This window comes from Xenorhabdus khoisanae (assembly GCF_001037465.1).
In the GTDB taxonomy this organism is placed as follows: domain Bacteria; phylum Pseudomonadota; class Gammaproteobacteria; order Enterobacterales; family Enterobacteriaceae; genus Xenorhabdus; species Xenorhabdus khoisanae.
Genome location: NZ_LFCV01000018.1, coordinates 1 through 21,614, shown reverse-complemented (window position 1 = coordinate 21,614; position 21,614 = coordinate 1). Strand labels below are relative to the sequence as shown.

Here is a 21,614-nt window from a genome sequence, read left to right as displayed (position 1 = left end):
CGTCTGACTCATACACGACTACCAAAACACCCTTTCTCAGAATATTATCTCCTAAAACATTGTGTCTTTTAGAAAGCAGCTTAACGGCAATTTTTATATTCTATGAGAAAATCACCCACACCAATTTGTCTATTCTATAGAAACAATTGATTAGCGAGGTAGATAATTATCTCTTACGCAGATGTTTTCGCAAATGCACAGCCGATTGTCAAAGTAAATGAGCAAAAATCAGAACAACCTGCCATACAAATTTTCAGTAAATCCTTTTAATAGCTCATTTCAAGCCTTAAACGTATAAATGATGTTCAATTCAGAAGGATAAATAATCTCTTCTTACATTTCACTCACATCATAGTTACTATCTATCGGTAAAATCGTTAATAACATGAATATTTTATCTGATAATTGCTTTTTTTAACTTATTATTTCTCCTACAATCCCTAAATCCGCAACATGCGATAATGGAAATGAGGTATTCATGAGCACAGCCAAACACAGTAAACTTATCATTCTTGGCTCAGGTCCTGCTGGTTATACCGCTGCTGTTTACGCAGCCCGCGCTAATTTAAGCCCTGTTCTCATTACTGGGGTCGAAAAAGGCGGCCAATTGACCACCACGACTGAGGTTGAAAACTGGCCCGGTGATCCTGAAGGGCTGACTGGCCCAGGCCTGATGGAGCGTATGTTCCAACATGCTGAAAAATTTCAAACTGAAATCATTTCTGACCATATTCAGAAAGTAGATTTCTCAAACAGGCCATTCCGTTTGTATGGAGATGATCAGGAATATACCTGTGACGCTTTGATCATCGCGACAGGTGCTTCTGCCCGTTACCTCGGATTGCCTTCCGAAGAAAATTTCAAAGGTCGTGGCGTATCTGCTTGTGCAACATGCGATGGTTTTTTCTATCGTAAACAGAAGGTTGCTGTAGTTGGTGGTGGTAATACCGCTGTTGAAGAAGCTCTGTATTTAGCAAACATTGCTTCTGAAGTTCATCTGATTCACCGCCGTGACACTTTCCGTTCAGAGAAAATCCTGATTGACCGCCTGATGGAAAAAGTCAAGAACGGCAATATCATCCTGCATACCGATCGAACTCTGGACGAAGTTCTGGGCGACAACATGGGTGTGGCAAGTATCCGCATTCGTGATACGAAAAATGACAATACCGAAGAACTGGATGTAACCGGTGTTTTCATTGCTATCGGCCATAGCCCGAATACAGGCATCTTTGACGGTCAGCTTGATCTTGAGAATGGGTACATCAAAGTGCAATCCGGATTGCATGGAAATGCTACCCAAACCTCTATTCCCGGAATTTTTGCCGCCGGAGACGTTATGGATCACGTGTATCGTCAGGCCATTACTTCAGCAGGTACTGGTTGTATGGCGGCATTGGATGCTGAACGTTTCCTTGATGGATTGGCAACCAAATAATCCATTTTTCCTTAGAAGCGCTATTTCGGTAGCGCTTTTTAACAGGTAACATAAAGCTTGTTTTGATATTCCGTATCATTACCTGCTAATCAAAAGTTTTTCTTATGGACAAAACAAGACAATCTGAACTTGTTCGATGGCTAAGACAACAGAGTGCCCCTGCCCGTCGGTGGCTTCGTCTATCCATGCTACTCGGTCTAATCAGTGGATTATTGATCATCTCTCAAGCCTGGCTCCTGGCTTCCATCCTCCAAGCCCTGATTATGGACAATGTTCCCCGCGAAAATCTCACTAACCAGTTTCTGATGCTAGCAGCCACTTTCACATTGCGGGCAATCGTCAATGCTCTTCGGGAACGTGTCGGGTTTATTTGCGGTAAAGTTGTGCGCCAACAAATCCGAAATATGGTGTTGGATAAACTGGAGCAGTTAGGGCCTGTATGGGTTAAAGGAAAGCCAGCGGGAAGCTGGGCAACGATTATCCTGGAACAAATCGAAGATATGCAGGATTTTTATTCCCGCTACCTGCCTCAGATGGTTCTTGCTACCATAATCCCCATTTTAATTCTGGTTACCCTATTTCCGATTAATTGGGCCGCAGGGTTAATCTTGCTGGTCACTGCCCCCTTAATTCCTCTGTTTATGGCGTTGGTAGGGTTAGGTGCCGCAGATGCCAACCGACGTAATTTTGTCGCCCTTAACCGATTAAGTGGTAATTTCCTCGATCGTTTACGGGGTCTGGATACGTTGCGCCTGTTCCATCGAGGGAAAGCCGAAGTTAAGCAGATCGCAGAGTCAACCGAGAATTTCCGTCACAGAACGATGGAAGTACTGCGCATGGCATTCCTGTCTTCGGCTGTATTGGAGTTTTTTGCCGCAGTTTCCATTGCCGTTGTTGCCGTCTATTTTGGTTTTTCCTATTTGGGAGAATTACACTTTGGCAGCTACGGAATGGGAGTTACGTTGTTTGCCGGCTTCCTCGCTTTAATCCTTGCCCCCGAATTTTTCCAACCACTACGTGACTTAGGCACGTTTTATCATGCAAAAGCGCAGGCAGTCGGAGCAGCAGAATCGCTTTTCACTCTGCTCAGCAGTGATGGGGAACAAGCAGCAACCAGCGGCGAAGAAACACTAACAGATAAAGACCCCGTCGCTATTGAAGCCTGCGAGCTGGAGATACTGTCCCACGATGGTCATCACCTTGCCGGCCCGTTGAATTTTACGATTAATAAACACCAGCGAATTACTTTGGTCGGAAAAAGTGGTGCAGGTAAAAGCTCATTGATCAATGTACTTCTGGGTTTTCTACCTTATCGTGGCTCCCTCAAAATCAATGGCATTGAGCTACGTGAACTCAATCTCACTGAATGGCGCGAATGTCTGAGTTGGGTTGGGCAAAATCCACATTTACCAGAACAAACTGTGCTCGATAATATTCGTCTTGGTCAATATGATGCCACACAGGAACAAATCCATGATGTGATGGAAAAAGCTTATGTCAATGAATTTGTACGCAATCTGCCAGACGGAATCAATACGGTAATTGGGGATAATGCTGCTCGTCTGTCTGTCGGGCAGGCGCAGCGTATCGCCGTAGCACGAGCGTTATTAAATTCCTGCCAATTATTGTTATTAGATGAACCCGCCGCCAGTCTTGATGCCCATAGCGAACAACGTGTGATGATGGCTTTAAATCAAGCTTCTTATCGGCAAACTACATTGCTGGTTACTCACTTACTAGAAGAAACGCTGACATATGATCAGATTTGGGTAATGGAAAATGGGTTATTGATTGAGAAAGGTGAATATCAGAGTCTAAGTCAGTCTCAAGGTGCATTTTCTCGTCTGCTGTCTCATCGTAGTGTGGAGCTCTAATCATGCGCGTATTATTCCCATTTCTCGCATTATACCGCCGCCACTGGTTTCTCATTAGCTTAGGTATGATATTGGCGATCGTGACTCTGCTCGCCAGCATTGGGCTGCTGACGCTTTCAGGTTGGTTTCTTGCCGGCACTGCCTTAGCCGGATTCGCAGGGTTATATACGTTTAACTATATGCTGCCTGCCGCGGGTGTGCGTGGTGCGGCCATTTTCCGCACTGCGGGTCGTTATGCTGAACGGCTTGTCAGTCACGATGCAACATTCCGTGTATTAGCTCATTTACGTGTTTTTGCTTTTCAGAAAATTTTGCCGCTTTCTCCGGGAGGCATTGCCCGCTTCCGTCAAGGTGAGTTGTTAAACAGACTCGTTGCCGATGTTGAAACGTTGGATCACCTCTATCTGCGGGTTATTTCCCCTGTTCTTGCCGCATTTGTTGTGATTGTAGTACTAACGTTTGGCTTAGGGTTCCTTGATATTACCCTTGCCTATACTCTCGGTGGCATTATGTTGGGGCTGCTATTGATCTTGCCTTTCTTGTTTTTCCATGCAGGGAAACCCTACGGCAGAAACATTACTCTACAACGCGCTCAATATCGTACATTACTCACCAGCGCTTTGCAGGGACAAGCTGAATTAACTGTATTTGGTGCACTTAAGCGTTTTCGTCAATCCATGACGGCGATTGAAGGCGATTGGCTAAAAAACCAACAAAAACAGGCTAATTTGACAGGGCTTTCACAAGCCATCATGATTTTTTCTACAGGCATAACTGTAACACTGATACTTTGGCTCGCCGCAGCAGGTGTTGGAGAAAATAGCCAACCGGGTGCGTTGATAGCGCTATTTACCTTCTGTTCCCTTGCTGCTTTTGAAGCGCTTGGGCCAGTCACTATAGCATTCCAGCACATGGGACAGGTTATTGCGTCTGCAACTCGTGTTTCTCAATTGATGCACCAAGAACCTGAAGTGGCTTTTCCTGATCACGGACCACAGGCAAATAGCTCTCTCAGCCTTGAGATAAAAAATATTGATTTCACCTACCCGGGCCAACCTCAGCCTGTATTAAAAGATATTTCTTTATCTCTGACATCAGGCGAGCATATTGCTTTATTAGGAAAGACCGGATGTGGTAAATCGACGCTTTTACAGTTAATAACTCGCGCATGGGACGTTAATAATGGTGAAATTCAACTCAACCAGCATCCCATTTCCGGCTATGATGAAGCAACATTTCGCTCAATGATGTCCATCGTTCCCCAACGTATACATGTGTTCAGCCACACTTTACGTGAGAATCTTTTATTAGCAAAACCCGATGCCAGCGATGATGAATTAGAAACCGTATTGCAACAAGTGGGTTTGGAGAACTTGCTAGGCAATGATAAGAAGCTAAACTGTTGGATGGGTGAAGGCGGTCGCCAACTTTCCGGCGGAGAACAGCGCCGTTTAGGTATTGCCAGGGCATTACTGCACAATGCTCCTTTGATGCTTCTGGATGAACCAACCGAAGGACTCGATTCTGATACTGAACAACAGATTTTGTCATTGTTACACCGTAGTTGCCAGCATAAGACACTGATTATCGTGACTCACCGGCTGACAGGCTTGCAGCGTATGGATCGGATCTGTGTTATGGATGGAGGACGTATTATTGAGCAAGGCAAACATGATGTGTTACTTGCCCAACAGGGACGGTATTATCAGTTTTATCAGCGTCAGAGCTATCCTACGCAGGAGTGATTCATTTTATGTCGATAGCTCAACTCGATAATTCATATGAATTTCCCCATCCAACCAATGCGATGACTGAACCTAATGGTTTGCTGGCATTTGGAGGAGATCTTAGTGCAGAACGCTTAAGAGTGGCGTATCATGAAGGCATTTTCCCGTGGTATTCGCCCAATGAGCCACCTTTGTGGTGGTCTCCCAACCCCCGGGCAGTATTAATTCCCGGGGAATTGCATACGGGCCGAACACTTCTTCGGTTTATTCGCAAACATACTTACCAAATTACGGTAAACTATGCTTTCGATGAAGTGATATATCATTGTGCACAACGACAAGAAGGCACTTGGATAGGGCCGGATGTTCTGCGAGGTTATCAAGCATTGCATCATGAAGGTTTGGCTCATTCAATTGAAGTTTGGCATGATCGCCAACTTGTAGGTGGTTTATACGGTGTTTGTATAGGGACACTATTTTGTGGTGAATCTATGTTTAGCAGAATGGAGAATGCATCTAAGTGTGCGTTTGTCGCATTCTATCACCACTTTCTACATCATGGTGGCCGATTGTTTGACTGTCAGGTGTTAAATCACCATACAGAATCATTGGGCGCCAAAAATATTCCAAGGGAAGAATTTCTTCAGCATCTTTATCAATTGAGAGCACAGCCATTACAATCGGGCTGCTGGTCTAAACAAGAGCTGGATTTATAATCATCGCTTAGGGGTTTATGCTGTTCACGGCGGGAATGTCATTATCATCATATATGAAATGATGGTTTAAAATACGACATTCCTTTACATAATGATGGTTTTTCGGCATTATCGTGCCGATTAAAAACTATGGTTGTTACTTAGAGGATTAGATGGCCAAAGAAGACACTAATTTTGAAATGCAAGGTACTGTATTAGAAACACTGCCGAATACTGTGTTTCGTGTTGAATTAGACAACGGGCATGTTGTTACTGCCCACATTTCAGGAAAAATGCGTAAGAACTATATCCGCATCCTGACTGGAGACAAGGTCACAGTCGAGCTAACTACATATGACCCTGAAAAAGGCCGTATTACTTTCCGTAGTCGCTGATTAAGATACCTTTTAACACCACAGGGGATAGTATTTTCAGCATCCACCTGTGGTGTGGCTTTCGGTTTTTATCACCAGCCTTTATCACTAACTTACGGTAATCACTAACTTACGGTAATCACTAACTTACAATACAGCATCTTCTGATTTCTTATTATTCGATTTATTCGACCTTTTGGCATCCTTAAAATCATATATTAATACTTGTTTAGCCTTATCAAGCTTAATACTGACCGAGCCTCCATGCACCAAAGAACCAAATAATAATTCATTCGCCAATGGTTTTTTGAGGTTGTCCTGAATCACTCGAGCCATAGGGCGTGCTCCCATAGCTTTATCGTAACCTTTGTTACATAGCCACTGACGGGCGTCTGCACTGATTTCCAGAGAAACACCTTTTTCATCCAGTTGGGCTTGTAATTCGACGATAAATTTATCAACGACTTGTTGAATAACCTCAGAAGAGAGTGCATCAAACCAAATGATGCCATCAAGACGATTGCGGAATTCAGGTGTGAAAATCCGTTTAATCTCTTCCATTCCATCTGTGCTGTTATCTTGTTCAGTGAAACCAATGGATTTACGCTGTGTCTCACGTACCCCAGCATTAGTTGTCATCACCAAAATAACATTGCGAAAATCAGCTTTGCGGCCATTATTGTCGGTCAATGTCCCATTATCCATAACCTGTAACAATAAGTTAAAGACATCGGGATGGGCTTTTTCAATCTCATCCAGAAGTAATACAGAATGAGGATGTTTGATAATAGCATCGGTTAATAATCCTCCCTGATCATACCCCACATAACCCGGTGGTGCGCCAATTAAACGGCTAACAGTATGACGCTCCATATATTCCGACATATCAAACCGCAGTAATTTGACATTCAATACCTTAGCAAGCTGGACTGTCACTTCCGTTTTACCAACACCCGTCGGCCCCGCAAATAGGAAAGACCCGACTGGTTTATACTCCTGCCCCAAGCCAGCACGACTCATTTTAATGGCTTCCGTCAAAGCCCCAATGGCGCGATCCTGGCCGAAGACCAACATTTTCAACCGATCATCCATTGTTCTCAGCACATCCTTATCACTCGCCGACACCGTTTTTTCCGGGATACGGGCTATGCGAGCAACAACGGATTCAATATCTGAAACATTGATCGTTTTCTTACGACGGCTGGACGGAACTAACCTTGTTCTGGCACCTGCTTCATCAATCACATCAATGGCCTTGTCCGGCAAATGGCGATCAGTAATATATTTCACTGATAGCTCAACTGCTGCACGAATCGCTTTCGCCGTATAACGGACATCGTGGTGTGCCTCATACTTAGCCCGCAATCCATTGATAATTTGTACCGTTTCCTCTGGCGAGGGTTCAGCAATATCAATCTTCTGAAACCGACGAGCCAAAGCCCGATCCTTTTCGAAGATATTGCTGAATTCATGGTAAGTTGTCGAACCAATGACCCGAATACGTCCACTGGACAATAAAGGCTTAATAAGGTTGGCTGCATCCACTTGCCCACCTGAAGCAGCGCCTGCACCAATGATAGTATGGATTTCATCAATAAAGAGAATGCTTTTTCTATCTTGCTCTAAGGTTTTTAACAAGGATTTGAAGCGCTTCTCAAAATCACCACGGTACTTTGTACCCGCCAGCAGTGAACCAATATCCAGAGAATAGATAGTACAGCCCTGCATAACTTCGGGGACATTATTTTGTACAATACGCCATGCAAGCCCTTCTGCAATAGCAGTCTTGCCAACGCCAGATTCCCCAACAAACAGGGGATTATTCTTGCGACGGCGGCACAGTACCTGAACAGTTCTCTCCAATTCATTCTGACGCCCGACAAGGGGATCAATTTGACCTTTTTGCGCCAATTGGTTCAGATTAGTTGTAAAATTCTCCAACCGATCTTCACTGACTACCTGCTCTTCCTGAACCGGATTGATACTGTGGTGAGAATCGTTATCCGGCTCATCTTTGCGCGTTCCATGAGAAATAAAATTCACGACATCCAAACGACTGACGTCATGCTTACGCAATAAATAAGCGGCCTGAGATTCCTGCTCACTAAAAATAGCAACTAAGACATTAGCCCCGGAAACATCTGAACGCCCCGAGGATTGAACGTGGAACACAGCGCGTTGTAAAACACGCTGAAAACTTAATGTGGGTTGTGTATCTCTGTCATCATTTTCGGATAACAAAGGAGTAGTTTGAGCAATAAAATTCTCCAATTCCTGGCGTAACAGCGACAAATCGACTTTACAAGCCTCCAGTGCTTCCCGCGCTGATGTGTTACTTAATAGCGCCAGCAACAGGTGCTCTACAGTCATAAATTCATGCCTGTTATCCCTTGCTTTGGCAAAAGCAATGTTGAGACTAAGCTCCAGTTCTTGATTGAGCATAAGCACCTCCTCCTAAAATCAGTAAGCCAGATCAGACTTTTTCCAGCGTGCAAAGTAACGGATGCTCGTGCTCCTTAGCATACATGTTCACTTGCGCAGCTTTAGTTTCTGCGACCTCTGCCGTATAAATTCCGCAAACTGCTTTCCCTTTATAATGGACATCCAGCATTAGTTGCGTTGCTTTTTCAACATCATAAGAAAAGAACTTTCGCAATACGTCAACCACAAACTCCATAGGGGTATAGTCATCATTGTTAAGAATGACCTTATACATTGATGGCGGCTGTAGCTTTTGTTTTGCATCATCCTCAATAAATTCTTCAACTTTCAAACCGTTATAAAACTCAGTCATTATTCTTCCGCTGGGCATTAACTTTCCGCTGGATTTTAGTATGAACTAATTCATTCTACTGCTATATATTTTATCACTTCATACCGCACTCTGCTTCCACCCCCCTTTGATTACCGAATAAGGATTTCACCTAAAAATCGGATACCGTTATCTATATCAAACTTTAGCCATCTGAGACAGCTTGACGTTACTTATATGCTTGACGGCGTAATGAATTTCACTACAGTATATTTTATGAACACCGCATTCTGTCTGGGCGTCTGTTCATATCCTGAAATTTTTAGTGACTCCTAAACCCGAAATCGTAATACGAGGGATAGAGAAGTATGGAAACAGGTACTGTTAAATGGTTCAATAATGCAAAGGGCTTTGGATTTATTTGCCCAACCAGCGGGGGTGATGACATATTTGCTCACTATTCAACCATTCAGATGGATGGTTATAGGACGCTGAAAGCTGGGCAAAAAGTGAATTTTAGTGTTCATCAAGGCCCCAAAGGTAACCACGCCAGCCTTATTGTACCTTTGGAAGAAGGCTCAAAATCAAAAAAAGAGTGATCCAATAAATTCGTAATTCCACGCCACAGATAAACAGTGGGCTATTTGTGGCGTGCTATTTACACTCTGACTACTTACTTCTTTGTAAATTACTCCCTTGCAAGCGCTTCTATAGGATCAAGATGAGCAGCATTGCGTGCCGGCAGGAAACCAAAAATTATCCCAATTACTGTTGAACAACCAAAAGCGACGATAAATGCAGCAGGGTTATAAACGAAGTTCCATTTCGGTAACATCCACTGTGCAGTCAAAGATAAGCTATATGACAGGGTAATTCCCAGTATACCGCCCATTAGACAAACCAAGACAGATTCAATAAGAAATTGCTGCATAATATCGCTGGTTCTGGCACCGACTGCCATGCGGATACCAATCTCTCGGGTACGCTCTGTGACTGATACCAGCATGATATTCATCACGCCAATTCCACCAACCACCAAAGATATTACTGCCACTAGCGTCAAAAACATTTGTAAAGTTCGCGTTGTTTTATCAATTGCTTCAATTGTTCTGTTTACATTGTAGGTAGAAACATCTTTTTTACCATGATGAAATGCCAATAACTGCTTAAGTTTTTCTTCCGCTTTATTGGCAGAGTAGCCATCCTTCACTCTGACATCAATTGAATCCAAGTAGCTTTTGTTTATCAGACGACCATTCATCGTACTGTAAGGCAACCAAATTTGTAATATGTTACCGCTATAAAACTCTTGCCCATCACCAATTACACCAATCACCGTCAAGGGTATATTTTCTAAAATGAGCTCTTCACCTATCACATTATTTTGGTAAGGAAATAACTTTTTGCGAGTATAGTTGTCAATAATAGCCACTTGAGCCTGATGCTGAAGCATTTCTGAAGTAAAAGGCATACCTTGGACAAACTTCATGGCATATACCTGAAAAAAATCACCTCCTACACCCAATACTGATGCATTCACATCAATATTGCCTCGGCGCAAACGCCCATTTACTCTGAATTCAGGAGAAACTGCCTGAACATAATGTTGAGATTTTATTATTGGAATATCGGTGAGTTTCAGTGCCTGACTATCCAAGTCACTATCATCATCACCAAAATCGCCTCCCGGATAAATCTTGATGGAATTAGTTGCAATGGATTTAATATGTGATAGCACCATTGATTTTGCCGCATCACCAATCACCAAGATCGTTACAACAGAAGCAATACCAATGATAATGCCAAGCATAGTCAGTAAAGTACGCAATTTATTGACGATCATGGCACGCCATGCCATCAATAATGCTTCATTAAAACGCCCCCAAATTTGTTGCACTGAAGAGTTTTTTACGCTCACAGAAGAAGAAAAAGGAGACGATGTTTGTGTTCGGCATTCAGAAGGACGTGAATCACTCATGATACGCCCATCTTTAATTTCAATCACTCTTTGAGCCTGTGCTGCAATATTTGGATCATGAGTAACAATAATAACCGTATGACCTTGTCGACAAAGCTGCTTCAAGATATCCATCATTTCCTGACCAGAAACACTATCCAGTGCTCCTGTCGGTTCATCAGCAAGAATGACTTGCCCACCATTCATAAGTGCTCTGGCAATGCTGACTCGCTGTTGCTGTCCCCCTGAAAGCTGATTTGCCCGATAACTGATACGATTTCCCAATCCAAGACTTTTAAGTAGCTCAATAGCCCGCTCACGACGTTGCATTTTGGGAACACCTGAATAAATCGCCGGAATTTCTACATTCTGTTCTGCTGTTAAATGAGCCATCAGATGATAACGTTGGAAAATGAACCCAAAGTATTCCCTGCGTAATTCGGCCAACTGATTACTATCCAAACCGGCAGTATCTCTCCCGGCAACCCAATATTCTCCACTGCTGGGTTTATCCAGACAGCCTAGTATATTCATCAAAGTTGACTTACCTGAACCGGAAGCACCGATAATCGCTACCATTTCTCCGGCGTGAACGGATAAAGAAATATTATCCAAAACATTAACTTGTTCTTCTCCAGCAAGGTAACTGCGGCTAACACCTTTTAGTTCCAGTAATGTATTCATTATGATCCCTCTACATTACTATCACTACGACTACTTATAACACGGTCGTTTTCCTTCAAACCAGAAATAACCTGAACATTGATATTATTAAAGGCACCTGTCGTAATTTCGCGTTTTTCTTCTTTTCCATTATGCAAAACACTAACTTCATATTGGGTAGAAGATATTTGCTTCCCTAAATCTGAAATTGGGATCATCAATACATTATGTAGAGTCTGAAGCTCTATTTTCACTTGAGCAGTCATTTGCAAACGCAGAATATGTTCAGGATTCGGAACCTTAAAACGGGCATAGTAGAAAACAGGGCCAGATTTATATGTAGTTTCACCATTAGGTGCGCCTGCCGTTCCCTTAGGTGTTGGCAAGATATCTTCTAAGACACCGTGAAACTGTTTTCCGGGTGCTCCCAGAATAGTAAATGATGCTTTTTGTCCGGGTTTCAGATTTATGACATCTGCTTCTGATACTTCTGTATTAACAATCATCGTATCGAGGTTTGCGATTGTCAGGATAGTTGGAGCTTGTTGTGCGGCTATCACAGTTTGTCCCTGAAATGTTTTAATATCCGCCACAATTCCTTCTATGGGGGCAAGAATGTTGGTGTATTGCAAATTTGTTTCAGCAGTATCAAGTTTGGCCTTATTTTGCTGAATTTGTGCATTAAGGTTATCAACTCTGGCCGCTTTAGACTGCACATCTGCTTTACTGACATCTAATTCCTGAGCAGATATTGCATTTAATTTAAGCAATTTTTTCTGTCTGCTTATTTTAAGCTGAGCCAGTTTCAGCTCTGCTTGTGCACCACGGAGATCGGCCTGCAATGATTTTGCAGTTTCTTGCGCTTCTACCACAGCATTTTTTGCTGTCTGCGGATCAATCGTCGCCAGCAATTGACCTTTTTTAATCTTTTCTCCCAATTTCACATACAATTCTTTCAATTGACCACTAACCTGAGAACCTACATCAACTTTACTCACTGCATCCAATTTACCTATAGCCAAAACATTTCTTTCAAAGTTACCCTTTATGACTGCATTAGTTTGATATGTGACAGGCTTCGGCAGGAAGAAGAAATAGCTCCATACAGATGTAATGGTAATGAGGATAAGCACTGTTGCGATCCAACGAGACTTAACAGAAAAAAAATTCATCAACAAAGATCCACCATTAGAAAATAAAATTTCGTTACGCCAATGTACTGTAAATGACATCAACGAATCCTATCAACCGGAAATTTCTACACGTTCCAGAGACATATACTTCCCCCTTTTACCCATCAGATTTACTTGCTTTTATTTATAATAATCACTCTATTAGAGATTAAAAAATGCGTTGAGTTTCAGTATGCTTCCCCTTATCCTATTTGTTATTTTAGTGTAAATATTTTGTCTCTATACGCTTATTAGCCCTTATGGCTGGTTTTACTTATTAGAACTAGAGAAAAAAACGCCTCTTACCGGATAAGGATGTGAATTATGTATTCAGGATTGTTAATTATTCTTTTGCCTTTAATTCTGGGCTACCTTATTCATCTGAATAATAAATCGATGCTCACTCTGGTACACAAGCTACTCAATGTCATGGTTTATACCATTCTTGTTCTGATGGGCATCAGCCTCGCCATGTTGGAGAATCTGGGCAGCAATTTGCTTTCTATCTTGCTGTATGCAACCACGTTTTTCCTATGCACCTTTATCATTAATATGCTAGCGCTTTTCCTATTGGATAAACGAGATCCGTGGATTATTAATACACATAAACAGGAAAAACCACCGTCCCGATTACATATGGCGCTAGATTCCGTCAAATTATGTGGCGCATTAATATTAGGGTTTCTTATTGGCTTAACAGGCTGGTCATGGTTCCAGTTTTCCAACCGTGCCAGTGAAGTTGCATTGGTTTTTCTACTATTTCTGGTTGGTATTCAACTGCGCAATAACGGCATGAGCTTAAGGCAAACGCTGTTGAATCGCCGTGGTACGATTATCGCCATAGTCGTTGCCATCAGTTCTCTGCTAGGCGGTGTGCTGGCTGCATTTTTGCTGGGATTACCCGCCAAGACCGGTCTTGCCATTGCATCTGGATATGGTTGGTACTCCCTTTCAGGAATTTTAATTTCCGACGCTTATGGGCCGGTACTTGGCAGTACAGCATTCTTCAATGACTTAGCTCGTGAACTGGCTTCCATTATGCTCATCCCCATACTAATAAATCGCTATCGTTCAACCGCATTAGGTTTAACAGGAGCTGCTTCAATCGACTTTACCTTACCTATCTTACAACGCTGTGGTGGTGTAAGTATCGTTCCAGCAGCCATTGTTCATGGTTTTATATTGAGTTTAATGACTCCGTTGTTCATTGCATTTTTTACTCAATAAAGAACAACCTTGATTTAGCCCATAAACTGACTAAAAAAACCTTTTTGGTATAAAAATTAATCCAATTCGTAAAATAAAGAGCGAAAAACAATCCGGAAAAATGTCTATTACTTGCTTAGTTAAGTCACTAACTTAATGAAAACAACAATTTTATGCAGACATTATTGCATAGTTATGCTTATAGGATTAATATCTCAACAAACAACTAACTATTCATATTTTTCGCATGAGCATTCAATTAAAAAACATAAATTGTTTCTATGGTAAACATCAGGCTCTGTTCGATATCAATTTTGAATGTACATCAGGAGAAACTGTCGTATTACTGGGGCCAAGCGGTGCTGGCAAGAGTTCATTGCTACGTGTTCTGAATCTACTGGAGATGCCTCGCTCTGGACAACTCAATGTGGCAACTCATCAGTTTGATTTTAAACAGCAACCCAATCACAAAGAAATACTGGCATTACGACAAAAGGTTGGCATGGTCTTTCAACAATACAACCTGTGGCCACATTTAAGTGTAATGGATAATTTGATTGAAGCACCTTGTCGAGTCCTGAAATTGTCTAAACAACAAGCTCGGGAAAAGGCAGCAAAACTTCTCTCTCGTCTCCGCTTAGATGAATTCGCCAACCGTTTTCCGCTGCATCTTTCTGGCGGGCAACAACAGCGCGTCGCCATTGCGAGGGCGTTAATGATGGAGCCGCAAATTCTGTTGTTTGATGAACCCACTGCTGCACTTGATCCGGAAATAACCTCTCAGGTTATTGATATTATTAAAGAACTGGCAGAAACCGGTATCACGCAAATTATCGTGACCCACGAAGTGGAAGTGGCTCGTAAAACAGCAAGTCAGGTTGTATATATGGAACAAGGCCACATTATCGAAAAAGGTGACGCAACTCATTTTATGCGGCCTCAAACAGAAGCCTTTGCTCATTATTTATCACACTGATATACCATACAGGATCTGTTATACCCAATAGGTTTCAAGTTCAAGTTGCCTCCCAGTGAATAAAGCACAACTTGAAGGGCTGAGGATATATATCGATAATCGGTTATAAAACAAACATCAATAGCAATTATCAACCACAACATTTATGAACAACAGGATATGGCTATGAAAAAATTATTGTTTGCAGTTTTGTTGAGTGCAATGACCTTATCGGCAACCGCAGCAGAAAAAACGACTCTCCGTTTTGCAACAGAAGCCACTTACCCGCCATTTGAATTTATTGATGCAAATAATAAGATTCAGGGATTTGATGTCGATTTAGCAAATGCTATATGTGCAAAGCTTCAGGCTGAGTGCACATTCACTAACCAATCTTTCGATAGTCTCATTCCCAGCCTGAAATTTCGCCGTTTTGATGCACTGATGGCAGGTATCGATATTACTCCCGATCGCCAAAAACAAGTTGATTTCACCCATACCTACTATGATAACTCAGCCATTTTCATTGCCATCAAAGGAAAATTCACTCACATCAGCGATCTCAAAGGCAAACAAGTCGGGATACAGAACGGAACCACACACCAAAAGTATTTGATGGAACAACATAAAGAGATCAAAACTGTGCCTTATGATAGCTATCAGAATGCAATCCTTGATCTGAAAAATGGCCGTATTGATGCTGTATTTGGTGATACAGCAGTCGTTAATGAGTGGCTGAAAAAGAATCAGGAATTAGGGACGGTTGGTGGTAAAGTAACGGATAAAAACTACTTTGGTACCGGTTTAGGGATTGCAGTTCGCAAAGGCAATACTGAGTTACTGAACAAACTGAACAAAGCACTGGCTGAAGTTAAACAAGATGGTTCTTATGACACCATCTATAAAAAATGGTTTGAACAATAAGCTGGCTCCCAATGAATGAACTACAATCTTTAATCAATGCCGCCGGAATTACCGTCGGCCTTGCTATTTCCTCACTTATCATTGGCTTGGTGCTGGCAATGCTTTTTGCCGCGTGGGAATCCATACGCTGGAAACCTGTCGCTTTGTTAGGCTCCTGCTGGGTTACATTGATCCGGGGGCTGCCTGAAATTTTAGTCGTTCTCTTCATCTATTTCGGAAGTTCACAACTTCTAATCATGTTGTCAGAAGGTTTTGAAGTTAATCTGGTTTTCTGGCAGTTCAACATACAGATGGAAATTGATAACTTTGATGTCAGCCCTTTCCTTTGTGGCGTCATCGCCCTTTCACTATTGTATTCCGCGTATGCTTCACAAACGCTGCGGGGAGCATTGAAAGCCATCCCAATAGGTCAGTGGGAAGCAGGCCAGGCATTGGGATTAAGTCAAACCCGCATATTTTTTCGTTTGATTATGCCGCAGATGTGGCGTCATGCCCTACCCGGACTCGGTAATCAATGGCTGGTTCTGTTGAAAGATACTGCTCTGGTTTCCCTAATCAGCGTTAATGATTTAATGTTACAAACAAAAAGCATCGCAACTCGAACACAGGAGCCATTTACATGGTATGTGATCGCCGCGGCTATCTATCTGGCAATTACATTGGTGAGCCAGTTTATTCTTAAACAGCTTGAAATGCGTTCCACTCATTTTGAACGGAGTATTTCGTGATGTTTGAGTATATCAAGGATATTTTACCGGGCCTGCAAACCAGTCTTAGTCTGACTTTCACAGCATTACTGACTGCATTTATGCTGTCGGTTGTCTTGACTATGATTCTGACCATGAAACTGCCCGTACTCACCCAATTGGTAAAAGGCTATATCACGCTATTTACCGGAACGCCTCTTCTCGTTCAGTTTTTTCTGATTTATTACGGGCCGGGACAATTTCCATCAATAAAAGAATATCCGTGGTTATGGCAACTTATGTCAGAACCGTGGCTATGTGCAATGGTTACGCTGGCATTGAATAGTGCCGCCTACTCAACCCAATTGTTTTATGGTGCAGTTAAGGCCATTCCAGCAGGGCAGTGGCAATCTTGTCAGGCTCTTGGTATGTCCAAAGTACATTCTATGCGCATTCTGCTACCTTATGCTTTTAAGCGGGCGCTTTCTTCCTATTCCAATGAAGTCGTGCTGATTTTCAAGAGCACTTCGCTTGCCAGCACAATCACTTTATTGGATATCATGGGGCATAGTCAGCTTCAATTCGGGCGCAGTTATGATGTCACGGTATTCGTTGCCGCTGGTATCATTTACCTTTGTATCAACGGTCTTTTAACACTACTCATGCGTATGATCGAACAGCGGGCATTATCATTTGAACAACGCAATTAATCACCATTGCTATTTAATTAACCGATATATGTTTTGCTTACTCCCGTGATAAATCGAAGTTATCACAGGAGTAAGCACGTAAAGTCAGCAGATTACTTTATATCAAGAACTAAATATCAAGAACTAACAATGCCAATGTTTCATAATGTTCAGTGTGAGGAAACATATCAAATAACTGAACTTTTTCTATTCGATATTGTTTGAGCATAGCAATATCTTTTGCCATCGTCTGAGCATTACAGCTTGAATAGAGAACAAATTTGGGAGCCATCCGACCAAGATATTCACAAAGTTCTTTGCCAATACCTCTGCGAGGAGGGTTTACCAGCACTAAATCAGGTATTTGTGCTTTATCAAGCGCAAAATGAGTAGAATCCAGCGCCTGAAATACTACTTGTTCCAACCCGAGGCTTTTGGCTGAACTTTTAGCACAATCAATAGCTTCAGCACTGATTTCTATCCCCGTCAGCTTGGTTTCTTTATCTGCACAGTGCAAACCAAAACCACCTGCACCACAAAACAGATCCCACATACTGCTGATATTTAATTCCCTGACCCAACGCCCTGCCGTTGCATACAGATCAGAGGCAATCTCTGGATTCGTCTGGAAAAAACTACGCGGACGAATATACAACGGGATACCGTTAAAAGTTTCCTCCAACATCTTGGATTCAGTGAAAATAATCTCTTTTTCACCTTCCAAAATTGCCATGTGAACCGATTGGATATTAGCGGAAACCACTGTCACTTGTGGCAAGTGTTTCTTCAACCATGGTAATGCACGCTCTAACTGAACCAGTTTTGTTTCTGAACGCAAAACAAAGCGCAGCATCATTTCACCATTGGCACGGCTTTCCGTCAGAAGAATATATTTCAATTCTCCTTTCTTACGTTCAACGTTATAGGGAACTAAGCCAGCTTTAGCGATAAATATTTTTATTGCATCAAATACTGGCTGAAAATATTGCGGGTACAACGGGCAATCACAAAGATCGACTGTTCTACCATCACGATGCAACATACCAAGCAATGGACGCTCAACACTACCACTCACTACCATCTTGGCTTTATTACGAAACTCACTGGTCTGGCTGGTCACTGGCGGTAGCCAGTGTATTACTGATGTTTCCTGTAAAAGTTGGTTTAAATGTTGTTGTTTATCAGATAATTGCTGTGAATAGGACTTATCGAGCCACTGGCAGGAGTGACAATGCCCCGCGGTGTACTGCACACATTGCATTGTAAAAAACCGTATCAAAAAATATTAGTGCAAAGTAAATGTTGATGTATTCGTCGAAGCCAATGATTCTTCATCTTCTACTTCTATTTCAACTTCTACTTCCATCTCACTTTCCATATCATGATTGACATAGAGAAGATTATTGCTGTGAATTTCGAAAATCACATTAGCAATTTGCTCTTCGCCTTGCTGCATAAAATTGGAAAACTGCGTGAAAGTCATACCTACTGCGATAGGAAATGCCTGACAAACAATCAACTTAGGTAAGTTTTCATCCTGAACATCAAGAAATGCCTTAACTGTCAGGGAACTGGCATTAATCTGACTCAAATTGGCAACCAATGGAATGATCGCAGTTGGCCTAACTTCTGCCAGAGCAGAAAACAATACGACATCACCCAACAGATCGATCTTGGCATCAAACAAACCATCGATATTCTGCATATGAGGCAAATGCAGGACTGAGTTTGAATCATTCTCAAAATAAGAAATTTTGAGCCGTTCAAGCCACGTGCGCAGTGTTGACAAATCGGGAATAACCATAGAATCCATCGAATTAACCTCATATGACCAAGAAGTTACACATGCTACTTTGGGAAACACCCTACTGAGTAGCAGCATGACCAATAATTAACCTATTTTATTTTTCGTCATCAGAAAAAGACTGAGGACGTTTATCTGCTTTCTTATGATCAATTCCCAGAAAGGAAAGATTATAGACCGCACGCCAGATAATATGGATAGCTGCTGGTATCAAGCAACCGATACCCAATAAGATCATAGCAATGTGCGCTTCTGTCGTCATTAATAAAGGTGATAGAATTATGCTATCAGTGATCGACAAATACGCCAAAACTAATAACCCGATACCCAATACTTCCAATAAAATAACCAAATTGGGCATATCAGCCAATGATCGCATCTCTTTTGATGGATTTATTTTCATTTTTGACCTGCTTTCCCAGCCTTAAAAATAGATTTTCTGTCACTTATCGTCAGGCTATCATACCTCAAGCCCGCCAATTGGCAGGACTAATTACAACAAAAGGCAATTCCTGCTTTTTTTTGTGGGCACTTACAGGCATAGTAACTCTAGATGACAATCTATAAAGTTCACAATCATTACCACTAAGGAGTTGTTTGTATGTATACTGTCATTTTTGGCCGCCCGGGTTGCCCATACTGCGTTCGTGCTCAAGAACTCGCTGAAAAATTAAAAGCAGAGCGTGACGATTTTGATTATCGCTATGTTGATATCTGGGCTGAAAACATCACCAAAGACGACTTATCAAAAACAGTGGGTAAACCTGTTGAAACTGTTCCTCAAATTTTCATTGATGAGAAGCATATCGGTGGCTGCACTGACTTTGAAGCTTACGCTAAAGAAAATCTAGAGCTATACAAAGAACAAAAAAATAACTAGCCAGAAAGTAAAGCGTTAAAAAAGCCGCTATCCAGCCGAAAACGTTTACCTTACTGGATAGCGGTAACCTTAGCTATACCCCCTTCAAAAAAAATTCACCCCTCAGAAAAAATTTTTCGTTTTTTTTCTCAATGATGAGAACTTTCACTCCAAGGCGCAGTCTTAATTATTGCCACTGCTTTTCTTTGATGTCCCCATATTGAGGAGCCCGATAGTCACCCACTTTGGTTAAAGACTATCGGGTTTTTTTGTTGTTCCTGTGTTAATTACAAGAGAGAGATTACTTTTCGTTACTATCACCGCTATATTATTTACTCATATGGTTTCAACAATAGTTAAATAAAGTGATGAATCAAAGTAATCCTATTTATGGTTTTTTATTATAAAATTACTATTTTAACTTTAAGTTGCTAAAATCAAATCATCATGTTACGTAAATATCACGTTTGTGAGGCTTACTTTGCTAGAACAACTTAACCACAAATTGTTTCTTTTTATCAATGCAACACCCGATTCATCACCCACAATGATTTGGCTTGCAGTCTTTATCGCAAAATATTTAGTATTTATTTATCCCATCACATTGGCCATTTGTTGGCTTTGGGGCAAAGAAGAAGCCATCACACATCAACGTACCGTCGTTAGTAAATCCTGTATCGCTTTTGCCTTTGGAATGGCAGCATCCTATATCCTTGGAATACTTGTTCCACACGCCAGGCCGTTCGTTGAAGGTTTTGGCTATAATTTCCTTTATCATGCCCCTACGGAATCTTTTCCGAGTAACCATGGCATAGCAGTATTTACTTTCGCATTAGCATTCATCTTATGGCATCGAATTTGGTCAGGTGTATGCCTAATAGTTATTGCCTGCGCCATTGCCTGGTCTCGTGTCTATGTTGGTGTTCACTGGCCGATTGATATGATTGGAGCATTTTTAGTGAGCCTATTAGGATGTGCTTTCTCTCAGGTATTTTGGGGCCTATATGGTGAGCGTTTACAAAGTAAACTTACCCGCCTTTACCAGTTCTGTTGTGCATTTTTGATCCGAAAAGGATTGGTAAAAAATTAACCAACATCTCAATTTATATCCAATTAGATTGCAAATTGCAGTTCTGCAATTTGCAAAATGAAAGGTAAAGATGTATCGCTGGAAATTCATACTAGGCATGAGCTTCCAGTGAACATTTACATTTTAAATCCTAAGCCTTTAATGTAATTAAGTTTACCTTAAACCCAGTAACCTTGCTAAATTTAAGGTTTTATTTCATTCAACTTATTTCGTAACATTTATGTTACTCTATGTAAACAGACAAAATATCCAAATAAAATCCTTCGTTATATTTAACAATACATAACCATGAAATGATTATCATTTCTTCATAAACATAGACTTAATGATTGATATTTACACACAACGATCAACTAAAGATACTGACTCCATTAACACATAATCAATAAAAACAAAATATTAAGAAAAAGGAAAACACCATATTGAATCAAGAAATAAAATTCTATTTTTGATTAAAAATCAATATATTACATAATTATCCGTGTTAAATTAAAAAGACAAAAATAAAAAATTAACATTAATTATATTTATTTAAATATTCATTAACTAACAATGAAAAAACTTATTAATATATGAATATTATTAAATAATAATATAGGTCAATATGAGAATTTAAAACAAAAATAATGATATCATCCTTGTTAAATCCTTCATTCTCTTTTCTTTAATATTTGATCAACATTTCAGCAAAGATCTATAACATCTTTCCTTTTTTATATAAATCTTGCAATTGCGAGAGTGATCACGGT

Annotated in this window: 20 protein-coding genes; 13 read left to right on the top strand and 7 right to left on the bottom strand. The window is 41.2% G+C overall.

All coding sequences use genetic code 11. The features are described from left to right. Positions 1-478: 478 nt before the first annotated feature. From trxB to infA, 5 genes are all read left to right on the top strand, one after another. A complete protein-coding gene (gene trxB / locus AB204_RS03230; protein WP_047961946.1) occupies positions 479-1,438 on the top strand; it encodes a thioredoxin-disulfide reductase in 960 nt (319 codons plus the stop codon). Positions 1,439-1,542: 104 nt separating this feature from the next. Then, positions 1,543-3,312, top strand: coding sequence for a heme ABC transporter permease/ATP-binding protein CydD (gene cydD / locus AB204_RS03225; protein WP_047961945.1), 1,770 nt, complete (start codon positions 1,543-1,545; stop codon positions 3,310-3,312). A 2-nt stretch (positions 3,313-3,314) separates the two neighbouring features. Next, on the top strand, positions 3,315-5,057 hold the full coding sequence (cydC, locus tag AB204_RS03220; protein WP_047961944.1) for a heme ABC transporter ATP-binding protein/permease CydC: 1,743 nt from the start codon (positions 3,315-3,317) through the stop codon (positions 5,055-5,057). 8 nt (positions 5,058-5,065) lie between these two features. Further along, entirely contained in the window at positions 5,066-5,755 is a 690-nt protein-coding gene (aat, locus tag AB204_RS03215) for a leucyl/phenylalanyl-tRNA--protein transferase (protein WP_047961943.1), read from the top strand. Positions 5,756-5,907: 152 nt separating this feature from the next. Continuing rightward, positions 5,908-6,129, top strand: coding sequence for a translation initiation factor IF-1 (infA, locus tag AB204_RS03210; RefSeq protein ID WP_045969938.1), 222 nt, complete (start codon positions 5,908-5,910; stop codon positions 6,127-6,129). A 126-nt stretch (positions 6,130-6,255) separates the two neighbouring features. On the opposite strand, the gene clpA is transcribed toward infA, so the two are convergent. Further along, entirely contained in the window at positions 6,256-8,550 is a 2,295-nt protein-coding gene (gene clpA / locus AB204_RS03205) for an ATP-dependent Clp protease ATP-binding subunit ClpA (RefSeq protein WP_047961942.1), read from the bottom strand. Positions 8,551-8,581: 31 nt separating this feature from the next. Next, the gene (gene clpS / locus AB204_RS03200; protein ID WP_047961976.1) at positions 8,582-8,902 is read right to left on the bottom strand and encodes an ATP-dependent Clp protease adapter ClpS; all 321 of its coding nucleotides are present in this window, start codon (positions 8,900-8,902) and stop codon (positions 8,582-8,584) included. 326 nt (positions 8,903-9,228) lie between these two features. Here clpS and cspD point away from each other — a divergent pair, with 326 nt between their 5' ends. Then, positions 9,229-9,459 carry a cold shock-like protein CspD gene (gene cspD, locus AB204_RS03195; RefSeq protein WP_047961941.1) on the top strand — a complete coding sequence of 77 codons (231 nt, stop codon included), beginning with the start codon at positions 9,229-9,231 and terminating at the stop codon, positions 9,457-9,459. Positions 9,460-9,548: 89 nt separating this feature from the next. Here cspD and macB read toward each other — a convergent pair whose 3' ends face one another. Next, positions 9,549-11,501: a macrolide ABC transporter ATP-binding protein/permease MacB gene (gene macB, locus AB204_RS03190; RefSeq protein WP_047961940.1), complete on the bottom strand. Its 1,953-nt coding sequence runs from the start codon at positions 11,499-11,501 to the stop codon at positions 9,549-9,551. Continuing rightward, the gene (macA, locus tag AB204_RS03185; RefSeq protein WP_047961975.1) at positions 11,501-12,652 is read right to left on the bottom strand and encodes a macrolide transporter subunit MacA; all 1,152 of its coding nucleotides are present in this window, start codon (positions 12,650-12,652) and stop codon (positions 11,501-11,503) included. The genes macB and macA overlap by 1 nt, the downstream gene beginning before the upstream one ends. Positions 12,653-12,976: 324 nt before the next feature. Here macA and AB204_RS03180 point away from each other — a divergent pair, with 324 nt between their 5' ends. The 5 genes from AB204_RS03180 (at position 12,977) to artM (ending at position 17,133) form a co-directional block, all read left to right on the top strand. Further along, a complete protein-coding gene (locus tag AB204_RS03180; protein ID WP_047961939.1) occupies positions 12,977-13,879 on the top strand; it encodes a LysO family transporter in 903 nt (300 codons plus the stop codon). Positions 13,880-14,105: 226 nt separating this feature from the next. Next, positions 14,106-14,834: an arginine ABC transporter ATP-binding protein ArtP gene (gene artP, locus AB204_RS03175; protein WP_047961938.1), complete on the top strand. Its 729-nt coding sequence runs from the start codon at positions 14,106-14,108 to the stop codon at positions 14,832-14,834. Positions 14,835-14,999: 165 nt separating this feature from the next. Further along, positions 15,000-15,737, top strand: a complete 738-nt coding sequence (gene artJ, locus AB204_RS03170; RefSeq protein WP_047961937.1) for an arginine ABC transporter substrate-binding protein — start codon at positions 15,000-15,002, stop codon at positions 15,735-15,737. An 11-nt stretch (positions 15,738-15,748) separates the two neighbouring features. Beyond that, a complete protein-coding gene (artQ, locus tag AB204_RS03165) occupies positions 15,749-16,465 on the top strand; it encodes an arginine ABC transporter permease ArtQ (RefSeq protein ID WP_047961936.1) in 717 nt (238 codons plus the stop codon). Continuing rightward, entirely contained in the window at positions 16,465-17,133 is a 669-nt protein-coding gene (artM, locus tag AB204_RS03160; RefSeq protein WP_047961935.1) for an arginine ABC transporter permease ArtM, read from the top strand. The genes artQ and artM overlap by 1 nt, the downstream gene beginning before the upstream one ends. Positions 17,134-17,242: 109 nt before the next feature. On the opposite strand, the gene rlmC is transcribed toward artM, so the two are convergent. The 3 genes from rlmC to AB204_RS03145 form a co-directional block, all read right to left on the bottom strand. Further along, entirely contained in the window at positions 17,243-18,373 is a 1,131-nt protein-coding gene (rlmC, locus tag AB204_RS03155) for a 23S rRNA (uracil(747)-C(5))-methyltransferase RlmC (RefSeq protein WP_047961934.1), read from the bottom strand. Between the two features lie 24 nt (positions 18,374-18,397). Next, positions 18,398-18,925, bottom strand: a complete 528-nt coding sequence (locus AB204_RS03150; protein WP_047961933.1) for a type III secretion system chaperone family protein — start codon at positions 18,923-18,925, stop codon at positions 18,398-18,400. An 88-nt stretch (positions 18,926-19,013) separates the two neighbouring features. Beyond that, positions 19,014-19,319, bottom strand: coding sequence for a YbjC family protein (locus AB204_RS03145; protein WP_047961932.1), 306 nt, complete (start codon positions 19,317-19,319; stop codon positions 19,014-19,016). Between the two features lie 198 nt (positions 19,320-19,517). Between AB204_RS03145 and AB204_RS03140 the strand changes: the two genes are divergently transcribed. Both AB204_RS03140 and ybjG read left to right on the top strand, forming a co-directional pair. After that, positions 19,518-19,796 carry a GrxA family glutaredoxin gene (locus AB204_RS03140; RefSeq protein WP_047961931.1) on the top strand — a complete coding sequence of 93 codons (279 nt, stop codon included), beginning with the start codon at positions 19,518-19,520 and terminating at the stop codon, positions 19,794-19,796. Positions 19,797-20,256: 460 nt separating this feature from the next. Beyond that, on the top strand, positions 20,257-20,865 hold the full coding sequence (gene ybjG, locus AB204_RS03135) for an undecaprenyl-diphosphate phosphatase (protein WP_047961930.1): 609 nt from the start codon (positions 20,257-20,259) through the stop codon (positions 20,863-20,865). Positions 20,866-21,614 lie beyond the last annotated feature (749 nt).